Source organism: Streptomyces sp. NPDC050619 (assembly GCF_040654815.1).
GTDB lineage: Bacteria > Actinomycetota > Actinomycetes > Streptomycetales > Streptomycetaceae > Streptomyces.
Genome location: NZ_JBFAIR010000003.1, coordinates 383391 through 406017, shown reverse-complemented (window position 1 = coordinate 406017; position 22627 = coordinate 383391). Strand labels below are relative to the sequence as shown.

Annotated in this window: 20 protein-coding genes and 4 pseudogenes; 10 read left to right on the top strand and 14 right to left on the bottom strand. The window is 71.3% G+C overall.

Features of this window, described 5'->3' with window-relative positions:
- Position 1: 1 nt before the first annotated feature.
- The 3 genes from AB0I77_RS07815 to AB0I77_RS07805 all read left to right on the top strand — a co-directional run bounded on the left by AB0I77_RS07815 (position 2) and on the right by AB0I77_RS07805 (position 3700).
- The gene (locus tag AB0I77_RS07815; RefSeq protein ID WP_363281494.1) at positions 2–1039 is read left to right on the top strand and encodes a PHP domain-containing protein; all 1038 of its coding nucleotides are present in this window, start codon (positions 2–4) and stop codon (positions 1037–1039) included.
- Between the two features lie 172 nt (positions 1040–1211).
- A complete protein-coding gene (locus AB0I77_RS07810) occupies positions 1212–2429 on the top strand; it encodes an aromatic acid exporter family protein (protein ID WP_363281493.1) in 1218 nt (405 codons plus the stop codon).
- Between the two features lie 284 nt (positions 2430–2713).
- A complete protein-coding gene (locus AB0I77_RS07805; protein ID WP_363281601.1) occupies positions 2714–3700 on the top strand; it encodes an SDR family NAD(P)-dependent oxidoreductase in 987 nt (328 codons plus the stop codon).
- A 4-nt stretch (positions 3701–3704) separates the two neighbouring features.
- Here AB0I77_RS07805 and AB0I77_RS07800 read toward each other — a convergent pair whose 3' ends face one another.
- The gene (locus tag AB0I77_RS07800; protein ID WP_363281492.1) at positions 3705–4373 is read right to left on the bottom strand and encodes a M15 family metallopeptidase; all 669 of its coding nucleotides are present in this window, start codon (positions 4371–4373) and stop codon (positions 3705–3707) included.
- Positions 4374–4500: 127 nt separating this feature from the next.
- Between AB0I77_RS07800 and AB0I77_RS07795 the strand changes: the two genes are divergently transcribed.
- Positions 4501–5529, top strand: coding sequence for an SDR family oxidoreductase (locus AB0I77_RS07795; RefSeq protein WP_363281491.1), 1029 nt, complete (start codon positions 4501–4503; stop codon positions 5527–5529).
- Between the two features lie 43 nt (positions 5530–5572).
- On the opposite strand, the gene AB0I77_RS07790 is transcribed toward AB0I77_RS07795, so the two are convergent.
- The 4 genes from AB0I77_RS07790 to AB0I77_RS07775 form a co-directional block, all read right to left on the bottom strand.
- A complete protein-coding gene (locus tag AB0I77_RS07790; protein ID WP_363281490.1) occupies positions 5573–5830 on the bottom strand; it encodes a hypothetical protein in 258 nt (85 codons plus the stop codon).
- Between the two features lie 148 nt (positions 5831–5978).
- Complete coding sequence (locus tag AB0I77_RS07785) at positions 5979–7004, bottom strand: aminoglycoside phosphotransferase family protein (RefSeq protein WP_363281600.1); 1026 nt, start codon at positions 7002–7004, stop codon at positions 5979–5981.
- A gap of 35 nt (positions 7005–7039) precedes the next feature.
- The gene (locus tag AB0I77_RS07780; protein ID WP_363281489.1) at positions 7040–7183 is read right to left on the bottom strand and encodes a hypothetical protein; all 144 of its coding nucleotides are present in this window, start codon (positions 7181–7183) and stop codon (positions 7040–7042) included.
- Positions 7184–7220: 37 nt separating this feature from the next.
- Positions 7221–8141, bottom strand: coding sequence for a DUF3626 domain-containing protein (locus AB0I77_RS07775; protein ID WP_363281488.1), 921 nt, complete (start codon positions 8139–8141; stop codon positions 7221–7223).
- Between the two features lie 85 nt (positions 8142–8226).
- On the opposite strand from AB0I77_RS07775, the gene AB0I77_RS07770 reads away from it, so the two are divergent.
- The gene (locus AB0I77_RS07770) at positions 8227–8721 is read left to right on the top strand and encodes an FBP domain-containing protein (RefSeq protein WP_363281487.1); all 495 of its coding nucleotides are present in this window, start codon (positions 8227–8229) and stop codon (positions 8719–8721) included.
- Positions 8722–8792: 71 nt separating this feature from the next.
- On the opposite strand, the pseudogene AB0I77_RS07765 reads toward AB0I77_RS07770, so the two are convergent.
- The 3 pseudogenes from AB0I77_RS07765 to AB0I77_RS07755 all read right to left on the bottom strand — a co-directional run.
- Positions 8793–9248: pseudogene (locus tag AB0I77_RS07765) on the bottom strand (transposase).
- 646 nt (positions 9249–9894) lie between these two features.
- Positions 9895–10116: pseudogene (locus tag AB0I77_RS07760) on the bottom strand (transposase); the annotation flags it as partial.
- A gap of 159 nt (positions 10117–10275) precedes the next feature.
- A pseudogene (locus tag AB0I77_RS07755) lies at positions 10276–10514 on the bottom strand (transposase); the annotation flags it as partial.
- Positions 10515–10545: 31 nt separating this feature from the next.
- Between AB0I77_RS07755 and AB0I77_RS07750 the strand changes: the two are divergent.
- Positions 10546–11805 (top strand): RNA-guided endonuclease TnpB family protein, encoded by a 1260-nt coding sequence (locus AB0I77_RS07750; RefSeq protein WP_363281486.1) that lies wholly within the window; start codon positions 10546–10548, stop codon positions 11803–11805.
- Positions 11806–11862: 57 nt separating this feature from the next.
- Here AB0I77_RS07750 and AB0I77_RS07745 read toward each other — a convergent pair.
- Positions 11863–13011 (bottom strand): annotated as a pseudogene (locus AB0I77_RS07745) (erythromycin esterase family protein).
- Between the two features lie 387 nt (positions 13012–13398).
- Here AB0I77_RS07745 and AB0I77_RS07740 point away from each other — a divergent pair.
- Complete coding sequence (locus AB0I77_RS07740; protein WP_363281485.1) at positions 13399–14646, top strand: aromatic acid exporter family protein; 1248 nt, start codon at positions 13399–13401, stop codon at positions 14644–14646.
- Positions 14647–14749: 103 nt separating this feature from the next.
- Entirely contained in the window at positions 14750–15970 is a 1221-nt protein-coding gene (locus tag AB0I77_RS07735; protein WP_363281484.1) for a beta-propeller fold lactonase family protein, read from the top strand.
- Here AB0I77_RS07735 and AB0I77_RS07730 read toward each other — a convergent pair.
- Both AB0I77_RS07730 and AB0I77_RS07725 read right to left on the bottom strand, forming a co-directional pair.
- Positions 15938–16663, bottom strand: a complete 726-nt coding sequence (locus tag AB0I77_RS07730) for a DUF2470 domain-containing protein (protein ID WP_363281483.1) — start codon at positions 16661–16663, stop codon at positions 15938–15940. The two genes, AB0I77_RS07735 and AB0I77_RS07730, sit on opposite strands and share 33 nt — an antisense overlap.
- A gap of 106 nt (positions 16664–16769) precedes the next feature.
- Positions 16770–17378: a TetR/AcrR family transcriptional regulator gene (locus AB0I77_RS07725; RefSeq protein WP_363281482.1), complete on the bottom strand. Its 609-nt coding sequence runs from the start codon at positions 17376–17378 to the stop codon at positions 16770–16772.
- A 106-nt stretch (positions 17379–17484) separates the two neighbouring features.
- Here AB0I77_RS07725 and AB0I77_RS07720 point away from each other — a divergent pair, with 106 nt between their 5' ends.
- The gene (locus tag AB0I77_RS07720; RefSeq protein WP_363281481.1) at positions 17485–19008 is read left to right on the top strand and encodes a cytochrome P450; all 1524 of its coding nucleotides are present in this window, start codon (positions 17485–17487) and stop codon (positions 19006–19008) included.
- On the opposite strand, the gene AB0I77_RS07715 is transcribed toward AB0I77_RS07720, so the two are convergent.
- Positions 18970–19800: a pentapeptide repeat-containing protein gene (locus AB0I77_RS07715; protein WP_363281480.1), complete on the bottom strand. Its 831-nt coding sequence runs from the start codon at positions 19798–19800 to the stop codon at positions 18970–18972. The genes AB0I77_RS07720 and AB0I77_RS07715 overlap by 39 nt on opposite strands.
- 185 nt (positions 19801–19985) lie before the next feature.
- On the opposite strand from AB0I77_RS07715, the gene AB0I77_RS07710 reads away from it, so the two are divergent.
- Positions 19986–20186 (top strand): DUF5999 family protein, encoded by a 201-nt coding sequence (locus AB0I77_RS07710; RefSeq protein ID WP_363281479.1) that lies wholly within the window; start codon positions 19986–19988, stop codon positions 20184–20186.
- A gap of 1 nt (position 20187) precedes the next feature.
- Here AB0I77_RS07710 and sigJ read toward each other — a convergent pair whose 3' ends face one another.
- Together sigJ and AB0I77_RS07700 are read right to left on the bottom strand one after the other, a co-directional pair.
- On the bottom strand, positions 20188–21078 hold the full coding sequence (sigJ, locus tag AB0I77_RS07705) for an RNA polymerase sigma factor SigJ (RefSeq protein WP_363281478.1): 891 nt from the start codon (positions 21076–21078) through the stop codon (positions 20188–20190).
- 155 nt (positions 21079–21233) lie between these two features.
- The gene (locus AB0I77_RS07700; RefSeq protein WP_363281477.1) at positions 21234–22535 is read right to left on the bottom strand and encodes an alpha/beta fold hydrolase; all 1302 of its coding nucleotides are present in this window, start codon (positions 22533–22535) and stop codon (positions 21234–21236) included.
- Positions 22536–22627: the final 92 nt, after the last annotated feature.

The window sequence follows — 22627 nt, the reverse complement described above, 5'->3', positions numbered from 1 at the left end:
GATGGATCCCGTCGAGGCCCTGGAGCGGATCGCTTTCCTGCTGGAGCGGTCCCTCGCGCCGACGTACCGCGTGCGCGCCTTCCGTACGGCGGCCCGGGTGCTGACCGCGCTGCCCGAGGGCGAGGTGCGTGAGCGGGCGGACGCCGGGACGCTGGAGTCGCTCAAGGGCGTCGGACCGAAGACGGCGCAGGTGGTGCGGGAGTCGCTGGACGGCCGGGTGCCCGGCTACCTGGAGCAGTTGGAGGGCGAGGGCGCGGCGCCGCGCGCCCGGGGCGGCGAGCGGCTGCGGGCCTTGCTGCGCGGGGACTGCCATCTGCACTCCGACTGGTCGGACGGCGGCAGCCCGATCGAGGAGATGGGCCGGGCGGCGGCGCAGCTGGGGCACGAGTGGGCGGCGCTGACCGACCATTCGCCGCGGCTCACCGTGGCCCGCGGCCTGTCGCCCGAGCGGCTTCGCCGACAGTTGGAGGTCGTGGCGGAACTCAACGAGACATGGGCGCCGTTCCGCCTCCTCACCGGCATCGAGTGCGACATCTTCGACGACGGCTCGCTCGACCAGGAGCCGGAGCTGCTGGAGCGGGTGGACGTCGTGGTGGTGTCCGTGCACTCCAAGCTGCGCATGGACGCCCGCTCGATGACCCGGCGCATGGTGGCCGCCGTACGCGATCCGCACGCCGACGTCCTCGGGCACTGCACCGGGCGGCTGGTGACGGGGCGGGGGCGGCCCGAGTCGGAGTTCGACGCGGACGAGGTGTTCGCCGCGTGCGCCGAGTCGGGGACGGCCGTGGAGATCAACAGCCGGCCCGAGCGGCTCGATCCGCCGCGGCGGCTGCTGAGCCGGGCCGTGGCGGCGGGCGTGCTGTTCTCGATCGACACCGACGCGCACGCGCCCGGCCAGCTGGACTGGCAGATCCACGGTTGTGCGCGGGCCGAGGAGTGCGGGGTGCCCGCGGAGCGCGTGGTCACCACGTGGCCCCTGGACGAACTGCTGGCCTGGACCCGTCAGGGCCGGACTCCGGACCGAGTGGCGAACGCCTGACGTGGTACGTGAGGTGAGGGAGTCGTGGCGGACGGGCGGCGATCCTGACGGAGTGCCCCGCGGCGACGTGCTTGGCGGCGGTCGCGGAGCGCCTCGCTGGAGCACGGGCTTGGTGGCGATCGCGGCGCACCCCACGGCGTGACGTGCCGGGTGATGCGGATACCCGCTCCGGATGATCCGAGTGACAGATGCGGTACGAGCCCGTGGTGCCCGGACGGCCGATGCGCTACGACGGGAGGCGCACGCCGTCGACCGAGCCGCCCGAGCCGCCCGGGCCGCCTGGCGAAGCCCCGGCCGGGAGCGCGATCTGGTCGTGCAGTCGCTGAAGGCCGCGGCGGCGGCGCTGCTCGCCTGGTTCGTGGCGAGCGACTGGCTGGGCGACCCGATGGCCCTGATGGCGCCCTGGGTGGCGCTCGTGCTGGTCCAGGCCACCGTCTACAGCTCGCTGCGGCAGGCAGCGCAGCAGTTCACGGCGATCTGCGCGGGCTCGCTGCTGGCGTCGGCGGCACAGGCGCTCACCGGCGACACCCTGGCGGCCCTGGCCCTGTCGATACCGGTACTGATGCTGCTCGCGAACTCGCCCCGCTTCGGCGACCAGGGCATCTACGCGGCGACGACCGCGCTGTTCACTCTCACCTCGGACCCGGTCACGGTGTCGGCGGTCGGGCACCGCATGGGCCAGGCAGGGCTCGGCGCGGTGATCGGGGTCGCGGTCAACGCGCTCGTTCTGCCGCCGATCCACCTGCGGGACGTACCCGAGAACCTCGCGGCGCTCGCTCAGGAAGCGGGAGACGTGCTGCACAGCCTCGCCGGTGACCTGCGGCACGACGATGGGGACACGCAGTCCGCGGCCGGCTGGTCGAACGCCTCGGCACGGCTGGAGCGGCGCCTGGACGCGCTGCGGTCGGCCCGCGGCTGGAGCCGGGAGAGCCTGCGGCTGGCTTCCCGCCCGATCCGCGCCGTCCGCAGGGTTCCGCAGGCCGCCACCCCTGCCGAGTCGGAGGACGAACGCTGGAGCCGCGTCACCGGACACATCAGGGCGCTGACCCGGACCCTGGCGGTGGCGGCCGACGCCGACCGGACGCCCACACCGCCCGACGGCCCGGTACTGCGCTCGTACGCCCGGCTGCTGGAGCTGATCGGAGACGTCTGCCACGCGGAGAGCCGTCGTCTGCTGGGCGCCCACGCCGACATACGTCAGGACTGTGGCGTCGAAGACGCGATGCGGGAGCTGCACGAGAGGCTTCAGGACGGCCTGCTGGAGCATGCCGCGCACGGAGCCGCCCGGACGGCCGTCCTGGGGACCCTGCTGTTGCAGGCCGAGAACCTCTGGACGGAGACCGTGTCGGCTCCCGACGACCGTGACGCGCCTCACCCCGTAACGGGCTGAACGGAGGAACATCCAGGGGTAGTTGCCCGTTGAACAGGTCGTGGGTGCGGATGGGACAGTGTCCCCGGGCCTCAACCATTGCCCACAGGGACGATCGTTCGGCTGAAGCCCTGTGGAGCCTTTCGCCGAGAGGCGACCGCCATCCGTGCCCACCTTTTGGCCGCCCCGACCGTGATTCCCCCGTCCGGTCGGGGCTTTCTCATGCCCGGGCCCGCACGCCGCGGCCCGGGCTTGACTTCGAGAGCGCTCGAATTCGTAGCGTTGCGACCATGAGCACCGCACCCATGCCCTCGGAACAGCACAGGATCGGCTCGGGTTTCGGCGCCCGGAGCACCGCCGACGACGTCCTCGCCGGCATCGACCTGACCGGAAAACTCGCGCTCGTGACCGGCGGCTACTCGGGCCTCGGGTTGGAGACCACCCGCGCGCTCACCAAGGCCGGCGCCCGAGTCGTCGTCCCCGCCCGCCGCGCCGCCGCCGCGCACGAGGCACTGGACGGTGTCGACGGGGTCGAGGTGGACGCGCTGGACCTCGGCGACCTGGACAGCGTGCGCGCCTTCGCCGAGCGGTTCCTCGCCTCGGGCCGCACGATCGACTTCGTCATCAACAACGCCGGGATCATGGCCTGCCCCGAGACCCGGGTCGGGCCCGGCTGGGAGGCGCAGTTCGCCACGAACCACCTCGGCCACTTCGCCCTGGTCAACCACTTGTGGCCGGCGATCGAGCCCGGCGGCGCCCGGGTGGTCTCCGTGTCATCGCGCGGACACCACTTCGCCGGCGTCCGCTGGGACGACATCGACTGGCGGCGGGGCTACGACAAGTGGGAGGCGTACGGGCAGGCCAAGACGGCGAACGTCCTGTTCGCCGTCCACCTCGACCGGCTCGCCCGGGACCGCGGCGTGCGGGCCTTCTCGCTGCACCCCGGCGGCATCCTCACTCCCCTCCAGCGGCATCTGCCCAGGGCGGAGATGGTGGCGAGCGGCTGGATCGACGAGGACGGCAACCCGATCCCGCAGGAGGGCATGAAGACTCCCGAGCAGGGCGCCGCCACCCAGGTCTGGGCGGCGACCTCGACCCGGCTGGACGGCCTGGGCGGCGTGTACCTCCAGGACTGCGACATCGCCGAGCCCGCACCGGCCGACGGCGAGCGCACCGGCGTCAAGGCCTACGCGATCGACCCCGGGCAGGCGGCCCGCCTGTGGGAGCTGTCGGCGCAACGGACGGGCGTGAACGCGTTCGCCGCCCCGGACACCGGCCCGGACAGGTCCTAAGACGTCAAGCTGTCAGGCTCGTCGAGCTGTTTTCCCTGGGCCCGTACAGAGCGGCGGGTGCGCCGGTCATCAGCGCCCAGTAGCGGTCTCCGTACGACCAGTGCCACCACTCGGTGGGGTAGTTGACGAGGCCGGCCGCGCTCAGTGCCTCGCCCAGCACGGCGCGGTTGGCCCTGGCCGCGTCGCTGATGTGGGCCGCCGCGGTGTAGCAGGCGCCGTCGCTCTCCTCCGGATTGGCGTTCATGGGGGTGCCGAGATCGAGTTCGCGGCCGTCGGGATCGGCCAGTGTCAGGTCGACGGCGGCGCCCGCGGAGTGCGGGGCGATCTCAGGTGGGGAGACGTAGCGGCTGGCCGCCGTGCGGATTCGGTCGGCTGACCAGTCCGGATGGCCGGCGCGCAGTGCGTCGGCGTACTTCTCGAAGTAGGACCGCTGGAGGGCCGGCGGACGGTACCCCTCGACGAAGAGCAGGCGCAGGCCCCCGGGCAGCAGGGTCTGCGCCCTGAGCAGCCGGTCGAGCACGCCGTGGCGCAGGTGGACCTCCGCGCCGTGGGAGTCCTTGTGCTTGCGGTCGTCGACCAGGAGGGAGCCGCGGACGTCCGCGAGGCGTTCACCGCACTCCTCCATGGGAACGGCGGCGACCCGGGCGTCGGACATCAGGATGATCCCACTCATTGTCTCGCTCATCATCTCGCTCATCGTGTGATCATCTCCCGGCCGATGGTTGCCGTGGGGCGCGTGCATTTCTTTCGGCCGGGTACTCGGGCACTTTCCACGGACCCACGGCCGTAAGGAGCCGAAGGTGAGCACTTCAACGGGCAGCAGAATCGTCGTGACGGGCGCCACCGGCAATGTCGGCACCAGTGTGGTGCGTCTCCTCTCCGAGGACGCGAAGGTCGGGTCGGTACGGGGCCTGGCCCGCCGGACCCCCGACTGGTCGCCCCCGAAGACGGAGTGGTCGGCGGTCGACCTGGCCTCCGACCAGGCCGACCTCATCAGGGAGTTCGAGGGCGCCACCGCCGTGGTCCATCTGGCCTGGGCGTTCCAGCCGACGCACGACCCGGCGGCGACCTGGCGCACCAACGTGCTCGGCTCGATGCGAGTGTTCGACGCGGTGGCCGCGGCCGGCGTGCCGACGCTGGTGCACGCGTCGTCCGTCGGCGCGTACTCCCCGGGGCCGAAGGGGCACGCGGTGGACGAGTCATGGCCGACGCACGGCTGGCCGGACGCGGCCTACTGCCGGGAGAAGGCCTATCTGGAGCGCGCCCTGGACACCTTCGAGCGCGACCAGCCCGAGATCCGGGTGGTACGGATGCGGCCGGCCTTCCTCTTCAAACGGGCGTCGGCGAGCGAGCAGCGTCGCATCTTCGGCGGCCGTTTCCTGCCGGGCCCGCTGGCGCGGCCGGAGCTGCTGCCGTTCTTCCCCGACATCCCGGGCCTGCGGGTCCAGGCGCTGCACACCGACGACGCGGCGAACGCGTACTGTCTCGCCCTGCGCACCAACGTCAACGGCGCCTTCAACCTGGCGGGCGAACCGCCGGTCGACGCGGAGCTGCTGGGTGAGATGCTCGGCGCCCGCCCGGTACGGATGCCGCGCACGGCCGCCCGCTCGGCGCTCGCCGCCGCGTGGGGCCTGCACCTGCTACCCGCCTCCCCGCATCTCTTCGACGCGGTCCTGCGGCTCCCCCTGATGGACTGCACGCGCGCCAGCAGGGAACTCGGCTGGCGTCCGGAGCACACGGCGACCGATGTGCTGGAGGAATTCCTCCACGGCGTGCAAGAGGGCGCCGGCGCGAGGACGGAACCGATGGAGGGCCACAAGGTCGGCTGAGGACCGGCAGGACCCACGGCCAGGCGGTCAGGCGGTCAGGCGGTCAGGCGGAGGACTCGTCCGGTACGGGATGCTCGGGGTGCACGGTGCCCGATTGGGGGGCGCCCTGCCTGCCCGTGCCCGCCTCGTCGGTGTCGGGGACCTCGGCGGCGGTCTCGTCGGACTCCTCGGCCACGCCGCCCTCCGCTTCCGCGGGAGCGACCTCCCACGGGTCCTCGCCGGGGCTCACCTGCTGGTCGGGCAGGTCCCGCGGAACGGGATCACCGTTCTCGCCAGGTGTTTCATGGCGATGGTCGACCACGGCGTACTCCCTTCGCGCTCCCGTCGCGTCATTCGGGCGACACGCGAGTACCTCCGCGATGACCAGCGAAACGTCGGTACGCCGTCCGCTCCTCCAGGGCCGGGCACGGTCGTCTTCGCCGCTACCGTCAGGGAGTGACCGGATCCGGCTACGAGCGCCTGTCCGGTGCCAGCTCCTCGATCTCCTCCAGTGCCGCGACGAGTTCCGGGGCGACCGTCTCCTGGACCCAACGCGCCTGGCCGGCGTCGAACCCACGGGGAATCGTCTCGGTGAGCATGATCAGGTACAGGTAGGCGCGGTAGAGGGCGAGGCGAAGGCGGGCCGGGACGTCGAACTCGGCCCGGCCGCCGGCTTCCCGGTAGCCCGCGAGGAACGCCTCGTCCTTCCGTATGTCCCCCAGTAGCGCCAGGGAGACGAAGTCGGCGAGCGGATCCCCCCAGAACATGCGCTCCCCGTCGATGAGTCCGCCGATCCGGGGCCCCTCCCCCACCGGGCGGTCCACCAGGATGTTCCCCGGCCACAGGTCGAAGTGGACCAGGCACGGGACAGTGACCTCGTCCAGCGCGGGAGAGGCGGCCCGGAGCGTCCGGGCCACTTCGTCCGCGGGGCGAGGCAGCCGGGCGCCGTAGCGGCGGGCGTCGGCCAGGATGGCCTCGGTCATGGCGGTGAAGGCGGTCCGCCAGTCGGCGGCGAGGGGACCGAGGGCGCCGGACGGATAGCCGAAGCCGGGCCCGGTCACGCGGTGCAGCCGGGCCACCTGACGGCCCAACTCCGTACGCAGGAAGGTCCGTTCGACCTCGGTGAGCTCGCCGTCCCAGGGCTCCCCCGGGCAGGCCGTCATCAGCAGATGCGCTACGTCGCCGTCCCCGCCGACGGCGACGACATGCGGCGCCGGGACAGCGGCTTGGGCGGCCACGCGGTAGAACTCCGCCTCGGAGATCAGCAGTCGGCTCTCGTACCGCAGGGCCGGGGTGCTCTCCGCAGGGGCGACCTTCAGCACGTAACGGCTGCCGTCGGTGAGGAGGAGTTCCTCGACGGTGTTGTACGTGCCGCCGGACAGCGGGCGGAGGCGGGCGAGCCCGTCGGGCGCCAGGCGCGCGCTCTCCAGCACGCGCCGCGCCCGTCGCCAGGACTCCGCCGCCTCCGCCGAATCCGCCGCCTCCGCCACGTCCATGGAGTCCGTCACCTGTTCCTCCACCCCTTCCCCGATCAAGCCGGCCGCGTATGCAGGTCCTCCACGTAACACCCGGTCTCCACCAGCCCGTTGAGCCACAGCTCGGGGGCCGACTCGTCGGCGTCCGGCGGGCGGTCCCGGTACAGGGTACGGAACGCGTCCCGCACGCCCGGTGCCATGCGCGGACCGTGGCCGCGGACGCCGGCATACACACGCCTACGCACTGGGGGTACTCGCTCCCGGAACGTGGCCGCGGACGCCGACCACCGCTCCGTCGGAACGGGCGGTGCCCGCGCCTTCCGGGGCGCCGAAGCGGGCGAGGGTGTGCCACACCATCTTCAGGTCCTGCACCTCGTACCGCCCCGTGCGGGCGGCGTCGCCGATGATCCGCGGGTCTATCCGGCCGTCCTCGGCGATCCGGGCACCCAGGTCGGCGTACTCCTGGCCCCGGTAGTCCGCGTGGCGGCGCAGTTCCGCCACGGTGAGCCGGTAGCCGGGGTGCCACTCGACGGGGCAGGGCAGGCGCCGGGCCGCCGTCTCGACGGGCGTGCCGCGGTAACTCGCGTCGAGGACGAGCGCCTCCACGTCCCGGGCGAGGGCGACACCGGCGTGGACCTGGGCCTCGATGTAGTCGTTGAGGGCGTCCTGTACGTCCGTCTCGGCCAGCGCGATCAGGGACATCCCGGCGGCGACGCCGAAGTCGCCCGGCTCGGCCGCGCTGTCCGGATAGCAGAAGGTGGCGCGGGCGAGCGCGGCACCGGACAGCCGGAAGTGTGAGGAGCCGAACCGCGGGGCCGCACCGACCACTTGGCGGCGGAAGTTCAACGCGCCGTACACGGGCCGGTCGTGAGCGGCCGCGTCGTCGTAGGCGCCGCCGAAGATCCGGCTCTCCCAGCGCCAGCGGTCGCCGCCGGGACGCGCGGTGAGGCCGCCGTTGCTGGTGCCCGTGACGAACTGCGAGTGATACGTGCCGTCCTGGGCCAGCGCGTGCAGGATGGGCAGTTCGCGCACCAGCCGGTCCGGGTGGAAGTTCAGCGTGATGCGCAGATCAGGGGCTACAGGCGGCCCCTCCGAGACAGCCGCCACATGGAGCAGCGCTGCCCGCGCCCGCGGCGATCCGACGTCCCCGAAATCCACTGGTCTCTCCTCAACGGGCTGCCTACCCTAGCCGTGTGCCTAGTGCCCCTAGGTTTCTTTTCCGTGGCCACCCAGGAGGCTCCCCATGAGATCACTCGACGAGCAGGACATTCGCAACTCCTTTGTCAACTGCTCGAAGGGAGAGGCAAAACGCCTGGCCCTGCCCCGGGATCTCGACCAACGCCCCTGGGCCGACCTGGACTTCCTGGGCTGGCGGGATCCGGGAGCTCCCGACCGCAGTTATCTGGTCACCGAACGGGAGGGGCGGCCGGTCGGCGTGACGCTGCGTTTCCCGTCCTCGCGGCGCGGGTTCCTGCACCGCAGCATGTGTTCGCTGTGCCTGACCACCCATCCGGGAGGCGGAGTCTCGCTGATGACGGCCCGCAAGACGGGCGCGGCCGGCCGCGAGGGCAACTCGGTCGGTCTGTACATGTGCACCGACCTCGCCTGTTCCCTCTACGTCCGCGGCAAGAAGCTCCCCGAGACCGGCACCCGCTTCGAGGAGAGCCTCACGCTGGAGGAGCAGATAGCCAGGACGACGGGCAATCTCGCCGCCTTCCTCGACAAGCTGTACGTCTGACGCCGCTACCGGAATTTATTCGCAGTGCATCGGCCTTCAGGACTCTGCTGATGAATGCGTGATTCGGGTGGTCAGGCCGCGAGCATCAGAGCTTCGAGGCGGGAGGTGCGGGTGCCGCCGAGTGGGGTGCCGGTCAGCCATCGGTCGATGCGGATGAGGTTGATCGCAGTGGCGGCGAAGACGTGACCGAGGCGGGTCGCGGGTAGATCGCGGTAGCGGGTGCGGCGTAGGCCGGTGACACGCACGGCCTGGGAGATCGTGCCTTCGACCCCGGCCCGGATCGCGTAACGGTTCTTTCAATTGTCGCTCTCCTGGGCCTGGCGGACGGCTTCGAGGGCCTCGTGCCGTTCGCGGGGCAGGAAGGTGATGCCCCTGCCCCAGCGGCCGGAGAGGGGCTTGGTGCACGACGTCTGCTTCGGCCAGGGGCGGCAGTGCTCGGCGGAGAAAAACACCTTGAGGACCGGAGTGCCATTGCGGTGGTGTTTCTGTTCCCACCACTCGAAACTTCGGTGCCCGCCTGGACAGATGGCGCTCTCGTTGTCCCAGCCGATGGTGAAGTCGGCGAGGGAGAAGCCCTGATCCTCTCGGGTCTGGGTGGACCGGTTCGGTCATCTCCGTGTCGGCCACCACGGCATTGGTGCTGGCCACCTGCGTGATCACGTGCGGCGCATCCGGCTCGCAGGTCTCGGTCAGATGCGCCTTGTAGCCGGTCCAGCCCGAGCCACGCTTGATCCCGTAACCAGCATCGGTGCCATAGGGCGAGCACAACCGGTGATGAACCGGCGGGAGATCCTTGCCCTCCAGCAGGACGAATCCGTCCCGCCCAACCTGCTCAGACCACTGTTCACGGACCTCTTCGCCCTTGGGGAAGCGGTAGTCGTCCACGCGCGGCGCGTAGCGCTCGGCCCACTCGGCCGTGACCAGGCCGGACAACCACGCCGGGGCCGCGACCGCCAGCGCCTCCAGTGCGGCCCGCAGCGTCTCGCCGACCAACTCCATCCTGTTCAGCGTCCGCACCGCCGCCAGCACATGCGTCGAATCGGTCCGCTGCCGACCACCGGCCTTCAGCAGGCCCAGCCCGCGCAGGCGTTCCAGCACCAGCTCCAGCGTCGCCTGTTCCAGTCCGTGCTCAATGAGACGGGAACGGAACAGGCTCAGCACGGAAGCTTCGAACCCGGGATCGTCCAGCTCCAGGCCGAGCAGAAACTTCCAGTCAATCCGGGCCCGTACCTGGTCAGCGGCCTGTCGATCGGTCAGCCCCTCCGCGTACTGCAACACCGATACCAAAGCCAACGCCCCCGGCGAGACAGCCGGACGTCCCCGGACGGCAAACGCCCCGGCGAACGCCTCATCCTCAAACAGCGGGCCCAACGCCTCCCGAACCCGCACCGCCATCGTCCCCTTCGGGAACGCAGCCCGCACCACCCGGGCCGTCAGCTCCGGCACCCCACGATCAGCCGTGGCTCCAGCGACATCTCCCTCGGGCCTCCCGCCCACGACCACAACAATCGTGATCGGGGCGCCACCGACGGTTCCAGCGAAATAGGACCCGGATCAGAGCTTGTTGGCCCGCCAGTAGTGGCGCATCAGGTCGGGGAACTCTCCCCCAGCCTTCGGCCGGGAGGTGCCCCCAGGCGCAGGCGGCGGGGGGGGGAGACGCCCTTGAGGGAGTTGACCAGTTTGGTGACGGCGACCTTGGGCGGGAAGTTCACCAGCAGGTGGACGTGGTTGGTCTCGCCGTTGAACTCCACCAGGTCGCACTCGAAGTCCGTACACACCGATCGCCACATCTCACCCATAACCCAAGTTTGTAGGGTGACAGTCATGCAGCTCAGGTACGCCTTCAGGTTGTACCCGGACGCCGGCCAGCAGATCGCGTTGGCGAAGGCGTTCGGGTGCGCCCGTGTCGTGTTCAACGACGTGGTCCGCGCCCGTGAAGACGCCCGTAAGGCAGAGCAGCCGTTCCCGACGGCCGGTCAGCTGTCCGTGCGCCTGATCACCGAGGCCAAGCGGACAGCCGAGCGGTCCTGGCTGGGCGAGGTCTCCGCAGTGGTGCTCCAGCAGTCCCTGCGGGACGCCGACACCGCGTACCGCAACTTCTTCGCCTCCCTCAAGGGCACCCGCAAGGGTCCCAGGACCGGTCCGCCCCGCTTCAAGTCCCGCAAGGACGCCCGGCAGTCGATCCGGTTCACCGCCAACGCCCGCTGGAACATCACCGGCAGTGGCCGTCTGAGCCTGCCGAAGATCGGTGAGGTGAAGGTGAAATGGTCCCGCACGCTGCCCACCACCCCCACCTCCGTCACCGTCATCAAGGACGCGGCCGGCAGGTATGTCGCCTCCTTCGTCATCGACACCGACTCCGCCGCCGACGCGGCCCGGATGCCCGAAACCGACCGCACCATCGGCATCGATCTCGGCCTCACCCTCCCCCACGCTCGGCTCCGCTCGCGCGGGGGGACCCCCATCGCGGTCCTGTCCGACGGCACGAAGATCGACTCTCCGCGCTTCCTGCGGCGCGCGGAGAAGAAGCTGAAGAAGGCCCAGAAGGAACTGTCCCGCAAGCAGAAGGGATCAAAGAACCGCGCCAAGGCCCGCCTGAAGGTCGCCCGCGCCCACGCCAAGGTCACCGATGCACGCCGTGAGTTCCACCACCAGCTCTCCACGAAGCTGATCTCCGAGAACCAAGGGATCGCCGTGGAGGACCTGTCGGTGGCGGGACTGGCCCGCACGAAGCTGGCCAAGTCCGTGCACGACGCCGGATGGTCATCGTTCATCGGCATGCTGGAGTACAAAGCGGAACGGTACGGCCGCACCCTGGTCACGATCGGCCGGTTCACACCGACCTCCCAGACCTGCTCCACCTGCGGCGTCAAGGACGGGCCCAAACCCTTGAACGTGCGGGAATGGACCTGTACCGCCTGCGGCACCGTCCACGACCGGGACACCAACGCCGCGATCAACGTCAAGACGGCCGCCGGACTGGCGGTGACGGCCTGCGGAGCGCCGGTAAGACCAGGAGCAATCCCGGCACAGCGCGAAGAAACAGGAAGCCACGGATTCCCGACCGAACCCCGTGCCGCGTAGCGGCGCAGCAACAAGTCGAGAAGGCCAGAATCCTCGGGCTTCAGCCCGAGGTGCAAGTCAATGGTCCCGCAGCCGTGCCGCCTCCACGCGATGGAGGTGTATCAGGACGTCATGGCTACGGGCGAGCGCGATGTCGTGCGGGCCGTCCGGGTAGGCGGTGCCGATGCTTCGCGTCGGCCGGGCCAGGTACAGCCACTCGCGGGCCGGTGATCCGGCGGAGCGCAGGTCGAGTACGTAGTCGCGGTGGCGTACCCGGTCGAGGGTCCGCTCGTTGCTGCCCGGGCCCGGTGGTCCCAGTGTCCAGCGACGGATGGCGGCCCCGTCCTGACCGGTGGCGTTGAACGAGCCGTGGTGGAACGTCAGACCTATGTTCACGTACCCGGAGCCGAGCCTGTCGCGCAGGAAGGCGCCTTACACCTTCGGGTAGGACGAGGGGTCCTCCGGCACATAGCCGACATGGTTGTTGTGCGCCGACAGCAGCACCTTGGTGCCGGTGTGCTGCTGCCACCGGAGGACGTTGGCGGCCATCGTCCGGTCGCGGTAGCGCATGCCTTCGGCGATCTGCGCGGGGGCCTCCAGATCGAACGCGTACTGGCGGGCGGTCTGGTCGATCACCGTCGCGTTCCGCACAGCCCGGTCGTACGCCTCCAGGTCGGTGCCCGGGCCCTGCCGCCTGAGCAATTCCAGCGCCTCGCCGGTGCGGTCGGCCATCTCCGTCCGCTCGGCGTAGGGCTTGTTCAGGTACCGCTCGATGTACGTCCCCGTCGACACGGTGGGCCTCAGGCCCCGGTAGAGCTCGGCGAGGCGGGCGCTCGACTCGGGACGGGTGTGGGCCACAAAGTCCGTCACCGCGTCGTACAGTTCGGGGCCCGTCCAGGCGATGTCGTCGCCCATGAAGCGGACGGGGTCGCCGGGATGACGGACGTTGTACGCCCGCATCCACTCGACGAGCCGCAGATAGTCGGTGTTGTTCCACCACAGGTAGTCGCGCTGGAACTCGTCGCGCATGATGCGCCGGGGGTCGCCCTTGCCGTGCACCACGTAGTCGTCGAGGCGCAGGCCCGTGCTCCAGGGGGCCTCCAGGGCGAAGGTGCGGAAGCCCTTCTCCTCGACGAGGTGGCGGAACACGCGGTCCTTGAGGGCGAAGAAGTCGTGCGAGCCATGTGTGGCCTCGCCCAGTCCGACCACTTCGGCGTCGCCGACCATGCGGTCGAGGGCACGCAGATCGCCGCTGTCACCGCCGGGTTCGACGCTGCGCAGCGGGTGTGCGGCGCGGTCGAGGGCGGCGACGACGGACGCGGTCGTCGATGCGGGGGTCACCGTGTCCGCCGGCCCTCCGGCCACGGCGGGGCCGGCCGACACGGCGGTGCTGAGCGCGATGAGCAGGGGCAGGAGTAGTGCGGTCCGTTGCCATTTCATGATCCAAGACTTCCGTCCCGAAGGGGCTGGGACCATCCGGGAGTCCGCAGAAACGGGGTGCGGACAACCGCAGGGCGATGACGGAGGTTTTCCTCAGGGTCTACGCTTCCTTGCGGACACTTACGGTCCTCAATGCGTACCTGCGGTACATACGTGGAAGGGGACAGCGCGAGGATGCGAGACGTACGTAAGTGGCCGACGTCCCTCGTGCGCTTGGTGAAGCGGCACCGGGACCCCGTGGTCGTGCAGGCGTTGCGGTCGTCGGCCGCGGCGACCATCGCGTATGTCATCGCGTTGCGCCTGAGCCCCGAGGCGGCGCCGCTCACCGCGCCCCTGACCGCGCTGCTGGTCGTCCAGGTCACCCTCTACTCCACGCTCACCACCGGCATCCGCCGGGTGAACTCCGTGGTGGCGGGGGTCCTCGTCGCCATCGCCTTCAGTCTGCTGGTGGGGCTGACCTGGTGGAGCCTGGGACTGCTGATCGTGGCGGCGCTGGCCGTCGGGCACCTGGTGCGGGTCGACGAGTTCGTGCCCGAGGTGGCGATCAGCGCGATGCTGGTGCTCGGGGTCACCACCGTCGGGGACACCGCGTGGGCGCGGGTGCTGGAGACACTGATCGGGGCGGTCGTCGGGCTCGGCTGCAATCTGCTCTTCGCCCCTCCGGTGTGGGTGGGCGAGGCCGGGCAGTCGATCGAGGGGCTGTCCCGCCGGGTCAGACAGTTGATGCTGCGCATGGGCGAGGAGGCCGCCGGCCGCACCCCCGTCGAGCGCGCCACGGCCTCACTGCACGAGGCGCGCCGCCTCGACCACGACATCGTCGAGGTGGACGCGGCCCTGCGGCAGGCCGAGGACAGTCTGCGGCTCAATCCCCGTGTGAAGGAGGGGCTGCTGCACCGGGTGGTGCTGCGCACCGGTCTGGACACGCTGGAGATCTGCACGGTCGTGCTGCGGGTGCTCGCGCGCACCTTCACCGACCTCGCCAAGGAACGCGAGTTCGAGCCGCTGTTCGCGCCGGGGACGGGTGCCGCCGTGGAGCAGCTGCTGTCGGAGATCGGCGACGCCGTGGTCAGCTTCGCGGTACTGGTCACCACCCCGGTGAGTCTGAACGCCGACGCGGCGGAGTCCCGGCTGGCCGCCGAGCTGCGGCAGGCCGTGGCCACCCGCGACAAGCTGGCCCAGCTGCTCCTGGAGGAGGTCCAGCGCGACGCCGGCCAGTGGCAGCTGCACGGCGCCGTCCTCACCGAGGTCAACCGCATCCTCGACGAGCTCGACACCGAGCACCGCTCGCGCCGCCTCCTGGAGGAGCTGGACCGCACCGCCCGCGAGCAGCGCGAACGCATGCCACGGCTCACCCGCCTGTGGGAGAGCGTGCCCGCACCACTGCGCCGCGGCCGCACGGGAGCCGACCGTCGTTCCACGTGACGACGCGCCCAGCGCAACGCACGATGCCGTTGTTGCACGTGACAGGTGATCCACGCGAAGGTGGCAGTCACGAACGGAACGACCGACGACCTGAGGTGTGGACATGGGCAGTGGCGGCTGGAGCAGGCGCCGATTCGTCGGCGCTCTCGCGGGAGCGGCCTCCGCGGCCGCGCTGCCGGCCTGCGACGACGCGCCGCCGACGACCGATCCGACGGCTGATCCGACGATCGATCCGACGGCCGCTGAGGCGAGCACGAGCACACCCAGCGAGCCGCGCGAGAGCCCTGCGCCTTCCGGCCCCCGCCCGCTCTACCTCGGCACCTACACCTCCGCCGAAGGCGGCGGCAGGGGCATCGGTCTCGCCACGTACGACGCCGGAAGCGGCCGTATCACCGCAAGCGGCACCCTCACCGGCGTGGACGATCCTTCGTACCTGGCGCCGCATCCGGACGGCCGCACGCTGTACGCGGTGAACGAGCGCGAGGACGGCGCGGTGACCGCCATACGGCCGGCAGACCGCAGGATCCTGGGCAGCCGGAGCACCGGCGGCGCGAGTCCCACCCATCTGTCGGTGCATCCGGGCGGGCGCTGGCTGCTCAGCGCCAACTACGGCTCCGGCAGCGTGGCCGTGCACCCGATCGACACCTCGGGGGCGCTGGGCGAGCGCACCGACCTGGTCACGCACTCCAGTCCGGCGCCCGGTCCCGGCCAAGAGGGCCCGCACGCCCACCAGGTCGTCACGAGCCCCGACGGCGGCCATGTGCTCGCCGTCGACCTGGGCACGGACACCGTGTACACCTACCGCCTGGACGAGAAGAGCGGCCGGCTCACCGAGGTCGCGCAGGCCCACACCCGGCCGGGCGCCGGTCCGCGTCACCTCACGTTCCACCCCGGAGGGCGGTTCGCCTATCTGGCCAACGAGGTCGACAACACGGTCGCGGTCTGCGCGTACGACCGCTCCGGCGGCCGGCTGACCGTCGGCGAGGCCCAGTCCACGGGAACAGGGTCCGGCACCAGTTACCCGGCGCAGATCCTGGTGACGTCGAACGGCGCCTATGCCTATCTCGCCAACCGGGGCCACAACAGCCTCACCCGTTACGCGGTGGAGGCCGACGGCGCCCGGCTCAGGCTGCTGGACACGGTGCCGGTGGCCGGTGACTTCCCGCGGCAGATCGCCTTCTCCCCGGACGGGACGCTGCTGTTCGCGGCGAATCAGAAGTCCGGCACCGTGAGCGTGTTCCGGGTGAATACGCGCAGCGGTGAACTGCGGCTCGCGGGCGAGCCGTTCGCCTCACCCGTCGCCGTCTGTGCGCTGCCGCTGTAGGGCCCGCGGGCAGGCGGCGGCACTGGCCTGGGTGAGCAGGACGTGCATGCGTTCCGTGAGTTGGGCGATGTCGTCGGCGGGCCGGTGGAACGCCAGTCGTACGTCGCCGTGGGCCCGGGCGCGCTCGATGCGCAGCGTCAGTCCGTGCCGGTCGACGGCGAGCGGCTGGACGCGGACCGCGCCGTGCAGGCTGTCGGAGTCGACGAGGCGGGTGAGCCGCTCGACCGCGTCGGCATGGCAGTCGGCGAGGTGCGTGAGCAACCGGGCCTCGGCCGTGGCCAGCGGATCGGGTACGGCGGCGGCGAACTCGCCGAGGCCGACGACCACCGCGCCGGACGGCTCGCGCAGCACGACACGCGTGGCCTGGCAGGCCAGCTTGCCGTCCGCGGGGACGAACCAGCCCGCGAGCCAGAGCCGGGTGCGGATCCGGTTGCGCACGGGGACGGGCGCGACGTCGGCGAACTCCAGGACGGCGGACGGCTCGCCGCGAGGTGCGCAGATCGCCGCCGCGAGCAGCATGCTCTCCTCGGGTACGTCCAGGAGCACCCCGCCGTCCTCGGTCACGGTGTGCGCGCCGACGAACTCCTCGCGGGCGCCCTGAGCCGTCACCGCACAGGACCATGCGGCGGCAAGCACGGACCGGGCCCGCTCGGCCGCGGAAGGCGCGGCCGTCCAGGTTTGGCTGTCACCCATCCCAAATACCTCCTTAGGTAAGCCTTGCCTAACCTATCGAAGATCGGCGAGGAAGCCAACCAAGAACCGCCCATGAACCGGTGCGCTTCAGGACGACCGGTACGCCTCAGGACGAGATGACGCCCAGCAGCGCCCGTGCGCACAGATCGCGCACCTGCTCGCGCGGGAGATCCGGGCCCCGGAGCCACTCCAGACAGACCGCGGTGGTGAAGGCCAGCCAGCCCCGGACGGCCAGGCCCAGATCGGGCCGCTCCCGCGCCGCCGCACCGAACTCGGGGTCCGCGGCCAGTGCCGCGAGAATCCGCTGCTCCTGTGCGGCGAGGGCCCGCCGGTAGACCGTACGCACCGTCTGGTCGCCGGCCGCGTCGGCCCGGTGGAAGGCGCGGTAGCCGTGCGCATGGGCCTGGACGTACTCCAGATACCTGTCGAGACCGGCGGCGAGCTGCTCGCGCACCGGGACCCCGGGCACGGCTTCCGTCATGCGCAGCATCCGCTCGCTCTCGCGCTCGACGACCGCCGCGAAGAAGTCCCGTTTGGTCGGGAAGTAGTGGTAGAGCAGCCCTCGCGAGACACCGGCGATCTCCGCGACCTGCTCGATCCACACCTCGTCGTAGGGGCTCTCCGAGAACAGTCGCGCGCCCACCGAGAGCAGTTGCTCCCTGCGCTCCCCCGTGCTGAGCCGGCGGCGTGTGCGCTCGCCCTGTTCCGCGGCCATGCCCGCACTTTACTTGACCGCGCTTCACCGGCGGGACCAGACTGAGACGCTATTGAACTCATGTACAACGTGCTCAATCCGCCGCTGGAGCGAGGGAGATGGCGTCATGGCGCAGACGATGACAGGGACCGGGCTGCCGAAGGGATTCCGTGGCGCCGAGCTGGGCTGGCCCCAGCTGGACCGCATTCCGCGTCCGCCGCACCGGGTCCCGCTGCTGGGTGACGTGCTCGGCGCCAGTGGGCGCACGCCGTTGCAGGACACCCTCGGGCACGCCCGGCGGCTGGGTCCGATCTTCCGGCGCAAGGCCTTCGGCAGGGAGGTCGTGTTCACCTGGGGCGCCGATCTCGTGGCCGACCTGGCGGACGAGTCGCGGTTCGCCAAGCATGTGGGGCTCGGGGTCGCCAACCTGCGGCCGGTCGCCGGGGACGGGCTGTTCACGGCGTACAACCACGAGCCCAACTGGCAGCTGGCGCACGATGTCCTGGCCCCGGGCTTCAACCGGGAGGCCATGGAGAGCTATCACGGGACGATGCTGGCGGTGGCCGGGCAGCTCACCGACCGCTGGGACCGCGAAGTGACGGCGGGCCGTGCGGTGGACGTGCCCGGCGACATGACCAAACTGACCATGGAGACGATCGCGCGGACCGGCTTCGGGCACGACTTCGGCTCCTTCGAGCGCCCCCGGCCGCATCCCTTCGTGACCGCGATGGTGGGCACGCTCAGCTACGCGCAGCGGCTCAACACCGTGCCCTCCCCGCTGCTGCTGCGCCCTGCCGCCCGCCGCAACGAGGCCGACATCGCGTATCTCAACCGCACGGTCGACGACCTGATACGCGCCCGGCGCACGGCGAGCGGGGGCCCGGACGGGGACGGGGACCTGCTGGACCGGATGCTTCGCACGACCCACCCGGTGACCGGCGAGCGACTGTCACCGCAGAACGTCCGGCGTCAGGTCATCACCTTCCTGGTCGCGGGCCACGAGACCACCTCGGGCGCGCTCTCCTTCGCCCTGTACTACCTCGCCCGCCATCCCGACGTCGCCGCCCGCGCCCGGGCGGAGGTGGACCGCGTCTGGGGCGGCGCGGCGGTGCCCGGCTACGACCAGGTGGCGAAGCTTCGTCATGTGCGCCGGATCCTCGACGAGTCGCTGCGGCTGTGGCCGACGGCGCCCGGCATCTCCCGGGAGGCCCGCCAGGACACCGTGCTGGCCGGGACGCACCCGATGCTGCGGGGCGCCTGGACCCTGGTCCTCACGCCGATGCTGCACCGGGATCCCGCGGTCTGGGGCGCCGACGCCGACCGGTTCGACCCGGACCGCTTCGAGGCGAAAGCCGTACGGTCCCGTCCTGCGCACACCTACAAGCCGTTCGGGACCGGGGCGCGGGCCTGCATCGGGCGGCAGTTCGCCCTGCACGAGGCCACGTTGGTCCTGGGCCTGCTGCTGCGCCGCTACGAGCTGGCGTCCGACCCGGACTACCGGCTGCGGGTGGCCGAGCGGCTCACGCTGATGCCCCAGGGGCTGCGGCTGCGCCTCACGCGGCGGGTGGCCGCGCCCGGAGTGGCGTCCGCACCGGTCGTCGACGAGGCTCCGTCAGAGTCGGGCTGTCCAGTGCGCGGGACGGGTGACTGACTCGGGCAGTCGGGTGCCCGCGCCGCCCCGGGCGGCGTTCAGCTGGGGCTGGGTGAGGAAGAAGGCGCCGGTCAGGTCGGCGTCCGTGAGGTCGGCGTCGCGCAGGTCGGCACCGATCAGATCCGCGCCGCGCAGGTCGGCGCCGGTGAGGTCGGCGGCGATGAGGTAGGCACCGCGCAGGTTGGCACCCCGCAGGTCGGCGCCCTTGAGGCGGGCGCCCATCAGGTCCGCGCCCCGGCGGTTCTTCTTCTTGCCGCGTATCCCCGCCCGCGCCAGCTCGCTGGTCTTCAGCAGGAGCACGTTGACCTCCTGCCGGTGGGCGGCCACGTCCAACGCGCCGAGTTCCTCGGGGGTTTTGTGGGTGAGCCGCTCGGTCTCGTCCAGGGCCCGGCGCAGGCCGTCGTGGACGGGGCGGGCGGCCGGCAGGGTGAGCGCCTCGTTGAGGTACCAGAGCAGTTCGTGGAGTTGGCGCACGACCGGGAAGACCTCGGCCATGTGGCGGGCCTGCTCCGGCGGGCTCGTACGCCAGTCCCGGCCGCCGAAGGTGATCTGCGAGACCTTCTGCCCGGCGCCGAAGCAGTCGTACACCGTGCAGCCGTTGAAGCCCTTCTCGCGCAGCTTGGCGTGGATGCCGCACCGGTGGTCGCCCCGGAGGTTCGGGCAGGGTTTGCCGGCCTTCTTGTCGATAGCGAAGTCGGCCGAGGCGGCGAAGGGCAGGGCCACGCAGCACAGCCCGAAGCACTGCTCGCAGTCGCCGCGCAGGCCGGCCAGGTCCGTCGTGTGGTCTCGCATGCCGCCAGCCTACTTACCCGCAGGTCATGATCCGGGCCATGATCCGGGCTCCGCGGGGGAGCGAAAACTCACCGACGAGTTTCCGGGACTGTGGGGGTCCCCTCATCCAACGGAAAACTGGCTCGGCTATCACAGAGATGCGAGCCGAACGGGCAGGAGCCGTATCCGGACCGAGGAGTGACGTCATGTGCAGCCACCAGCCGGCGTGTCCCGCCGCGGAAAGCCCCGACCACCACGACGCCGTGATCGTGTCGGCCCACCCCGAACAGGGCTGGAGCCTGCTGTGCAACGGCACCATCGTCTTCGACGACACCGGTGAACTCCTGCCGGACGGCCGGGTCGTGGGCCCGCACCGCACCGCGGGCTCAGTGACCGTGGCCGCCTGAGTCAGCCGGTCACCTCCGGCAGTTCCAGGCCGGCCAGACGCTCGGGGTCGGCCAGGATGTGCAACTCGGCGATCCGGCCGTCGACGACGGTGATGCCCGTGACCGACTGCAGTCGCCCGTCGACGACGGTGAAGGTGCCGATCGCTCCGTTGACGAGCGCGACCCGCGTGAACGGCGCGAACCGCCGGAACATCAGCGACTGTTCGGCCACTGTCTTGGCACCGCGCACCAGCTTCGACGCGGCCGCGCCGCCGACCAGGGCCCCGGAGTCGACCCGCAGCACGATGTCCGGGTGGAGGACGGCGACCAGGGCCTCGAAGTCCCCGGCTCGGCTGGCGGCGATGAAGGCGTCGACGACCTCGCGCTGCCGGCCGAGGTCCGGCTCGGCCGAGAGTGTGGCCCCCTGCACGCGGCGCCGGGCGCGGCTGGCCAGTTGCCGGGTCGCGGCCGAACTGCGGTCCACGATCGGCGCGATGTCGTCGAACGGCACCGCGAACATGTCGTGCAGTACGAACGCGAGCCGCTCGGCGGGCTCCAGTGTCTCCAGGACGACCAGCAGAGCCAGGCCCACCGAGTCGGCGTGAAGCGCCTCCTCCTCCGGGTCGGTCCGGGTCAGGGGCCGGATCACGGGGTCGGGGACGAAGGTGTCGTCCAGGGGGTCCTCACGGCGTGCGGTGCGCGAGCGCAGCAGGTCGAGGCAGACCCGGCCGACCACGGTGGTCAGCCAGCCGCCGAGGTTGCGGATCTCGTCGGCGTCTGCGCGGCTCAGCTTCAGCCAGGTCTCCTGGACGGCGTCCTCGGCCTCGGCCAGCGAGCCGAGCATGCGGTAGGCCACCGCCCGCAGGTGTCCGCGGTGTTCCTCGAAGCGGTCCGCCAGTTCCGTCTCGTTCATGCCGTCCCCCATGTCCGTTCCGGCGCGGTGCGCAAGCGTGATGATCCAACCACGCCCCGCGCCGCAGTGTGAACGTCATGTGCGCGCGGCGGCTCGATAACGCCGAGTCTTGGCCGTCTTCGGCGTCAGGGCGCTCGGCGACCATGGAAGCGCGACTACACCTCGTCCCGGGTCAGCGCCAGCAGCCGGTCCAGGACGCGGGGGCCGCCCGCCCGTACGCCGTCGTGCTCGAACTCGTCGGTGACCCAGGTGCGCAGGCCGCGGATCGCCCGGGCCGTCGCGAGGGAGTGCGCGGAGTCGACGTACATGTCGTCGTGGTAGACGGCGGCCGCGACCGGCACCTCGTTGGCGGCGAGGCGGGCCGGGTCGTACAGCGGCTTCCAGTCGGTGCGGGCGGCGAGCAGGTCGGCGGTCTCGCGCAGCGGGCGCAGGGCCGGGTCGCAGTCGAACATCCAGGGGTGGACGGATTCGCCGGTGAAGAGCAGCGGTCCGTCGCCCGCGAGGGTCTTGGCGGCGTCGAACTGCGGGAACTCGGCGCGGACGCGCTCGGCCGACCAGGCGGTGGGGCGCTCGTCCTGGCCGTAGATCGCCTCGTGGACGAGGGCGTACAGGGGGTGGCCCGCGTACGACAGCAGGCCCTGGACCTCCTCCTGGAACGCGTCCGACAGGGCCGGGCCCTGCGGGGTGCGGACGAAGGCGTGTTCCAGGAGGTAGTGCAGCCGGTGGCTGCCCTCGCTGCCGCCGAGGAGGATGCCGAGGGACTGGAAGGCCTCGGCGGTGAGCCGGTAGCCGTTCGGCAGGAGCGGCTGGTGGTGCAGCACGTACTCGGCGATCCGCCGAGCGCGTTCGACGTCCTGCGGGTAGCGGCCGTAGTGCGCGGTGACCTTGCGTTCGATACGGGGGTAGGCGGCCCGGTACACGTCGTCGGCGTGGGCGTCGAGCGAGGGCAGACCGCCGGTGACCACGGCGGTGCTGAGGCCCTCGGGGGCGGTGGAGAGGTAGTTCACCGTGCAGAAGCCGCCGAAGCTCTGGCCGAGGACGGTCCAGGGCGTGCCGCCGGTAACGGATGGGCGGATCGTCTCGCAGTCACGGACGATCGAGTCGGCGCGGAAGTGCGTGAGGTAGTCGGCCTGCTCGGCGGGGCCGCCGCGCAGCGGGAGCGTCTGGCGGCCCGCGGGCGTGGAGTGGCCGGTGCCGCGCTGGTCCAGGAGCAGGACGCGGTACTCCTTCAGGGCGCGGCCGAGCCAGGCCTGCTTGCCGACGAACCGGTGCGCCCCGAAGCCCGGACCGCCCTGGAGGTAGACCAGCCACGGCAGGTCCTGGTGCGCCTTGTCGCTCGCGACGACCTCGCGGGCGTAGAGCTCGATCGTCTCCCCCGCGGGGTCGTCGTGGTCGAGGGGCACGGTGAAGTGGCGGTCGGTGAGGACGACGCCGGGCTGGCGGTAGCTGACGGTCAACGGGGCTCCCGGTGCGGACGGACTGCTGGCCGCGTACCAGTTGAGCACATGTCCCGGCCGTCGGCCGCGGCCGGGATCACGGGCGCTACTGA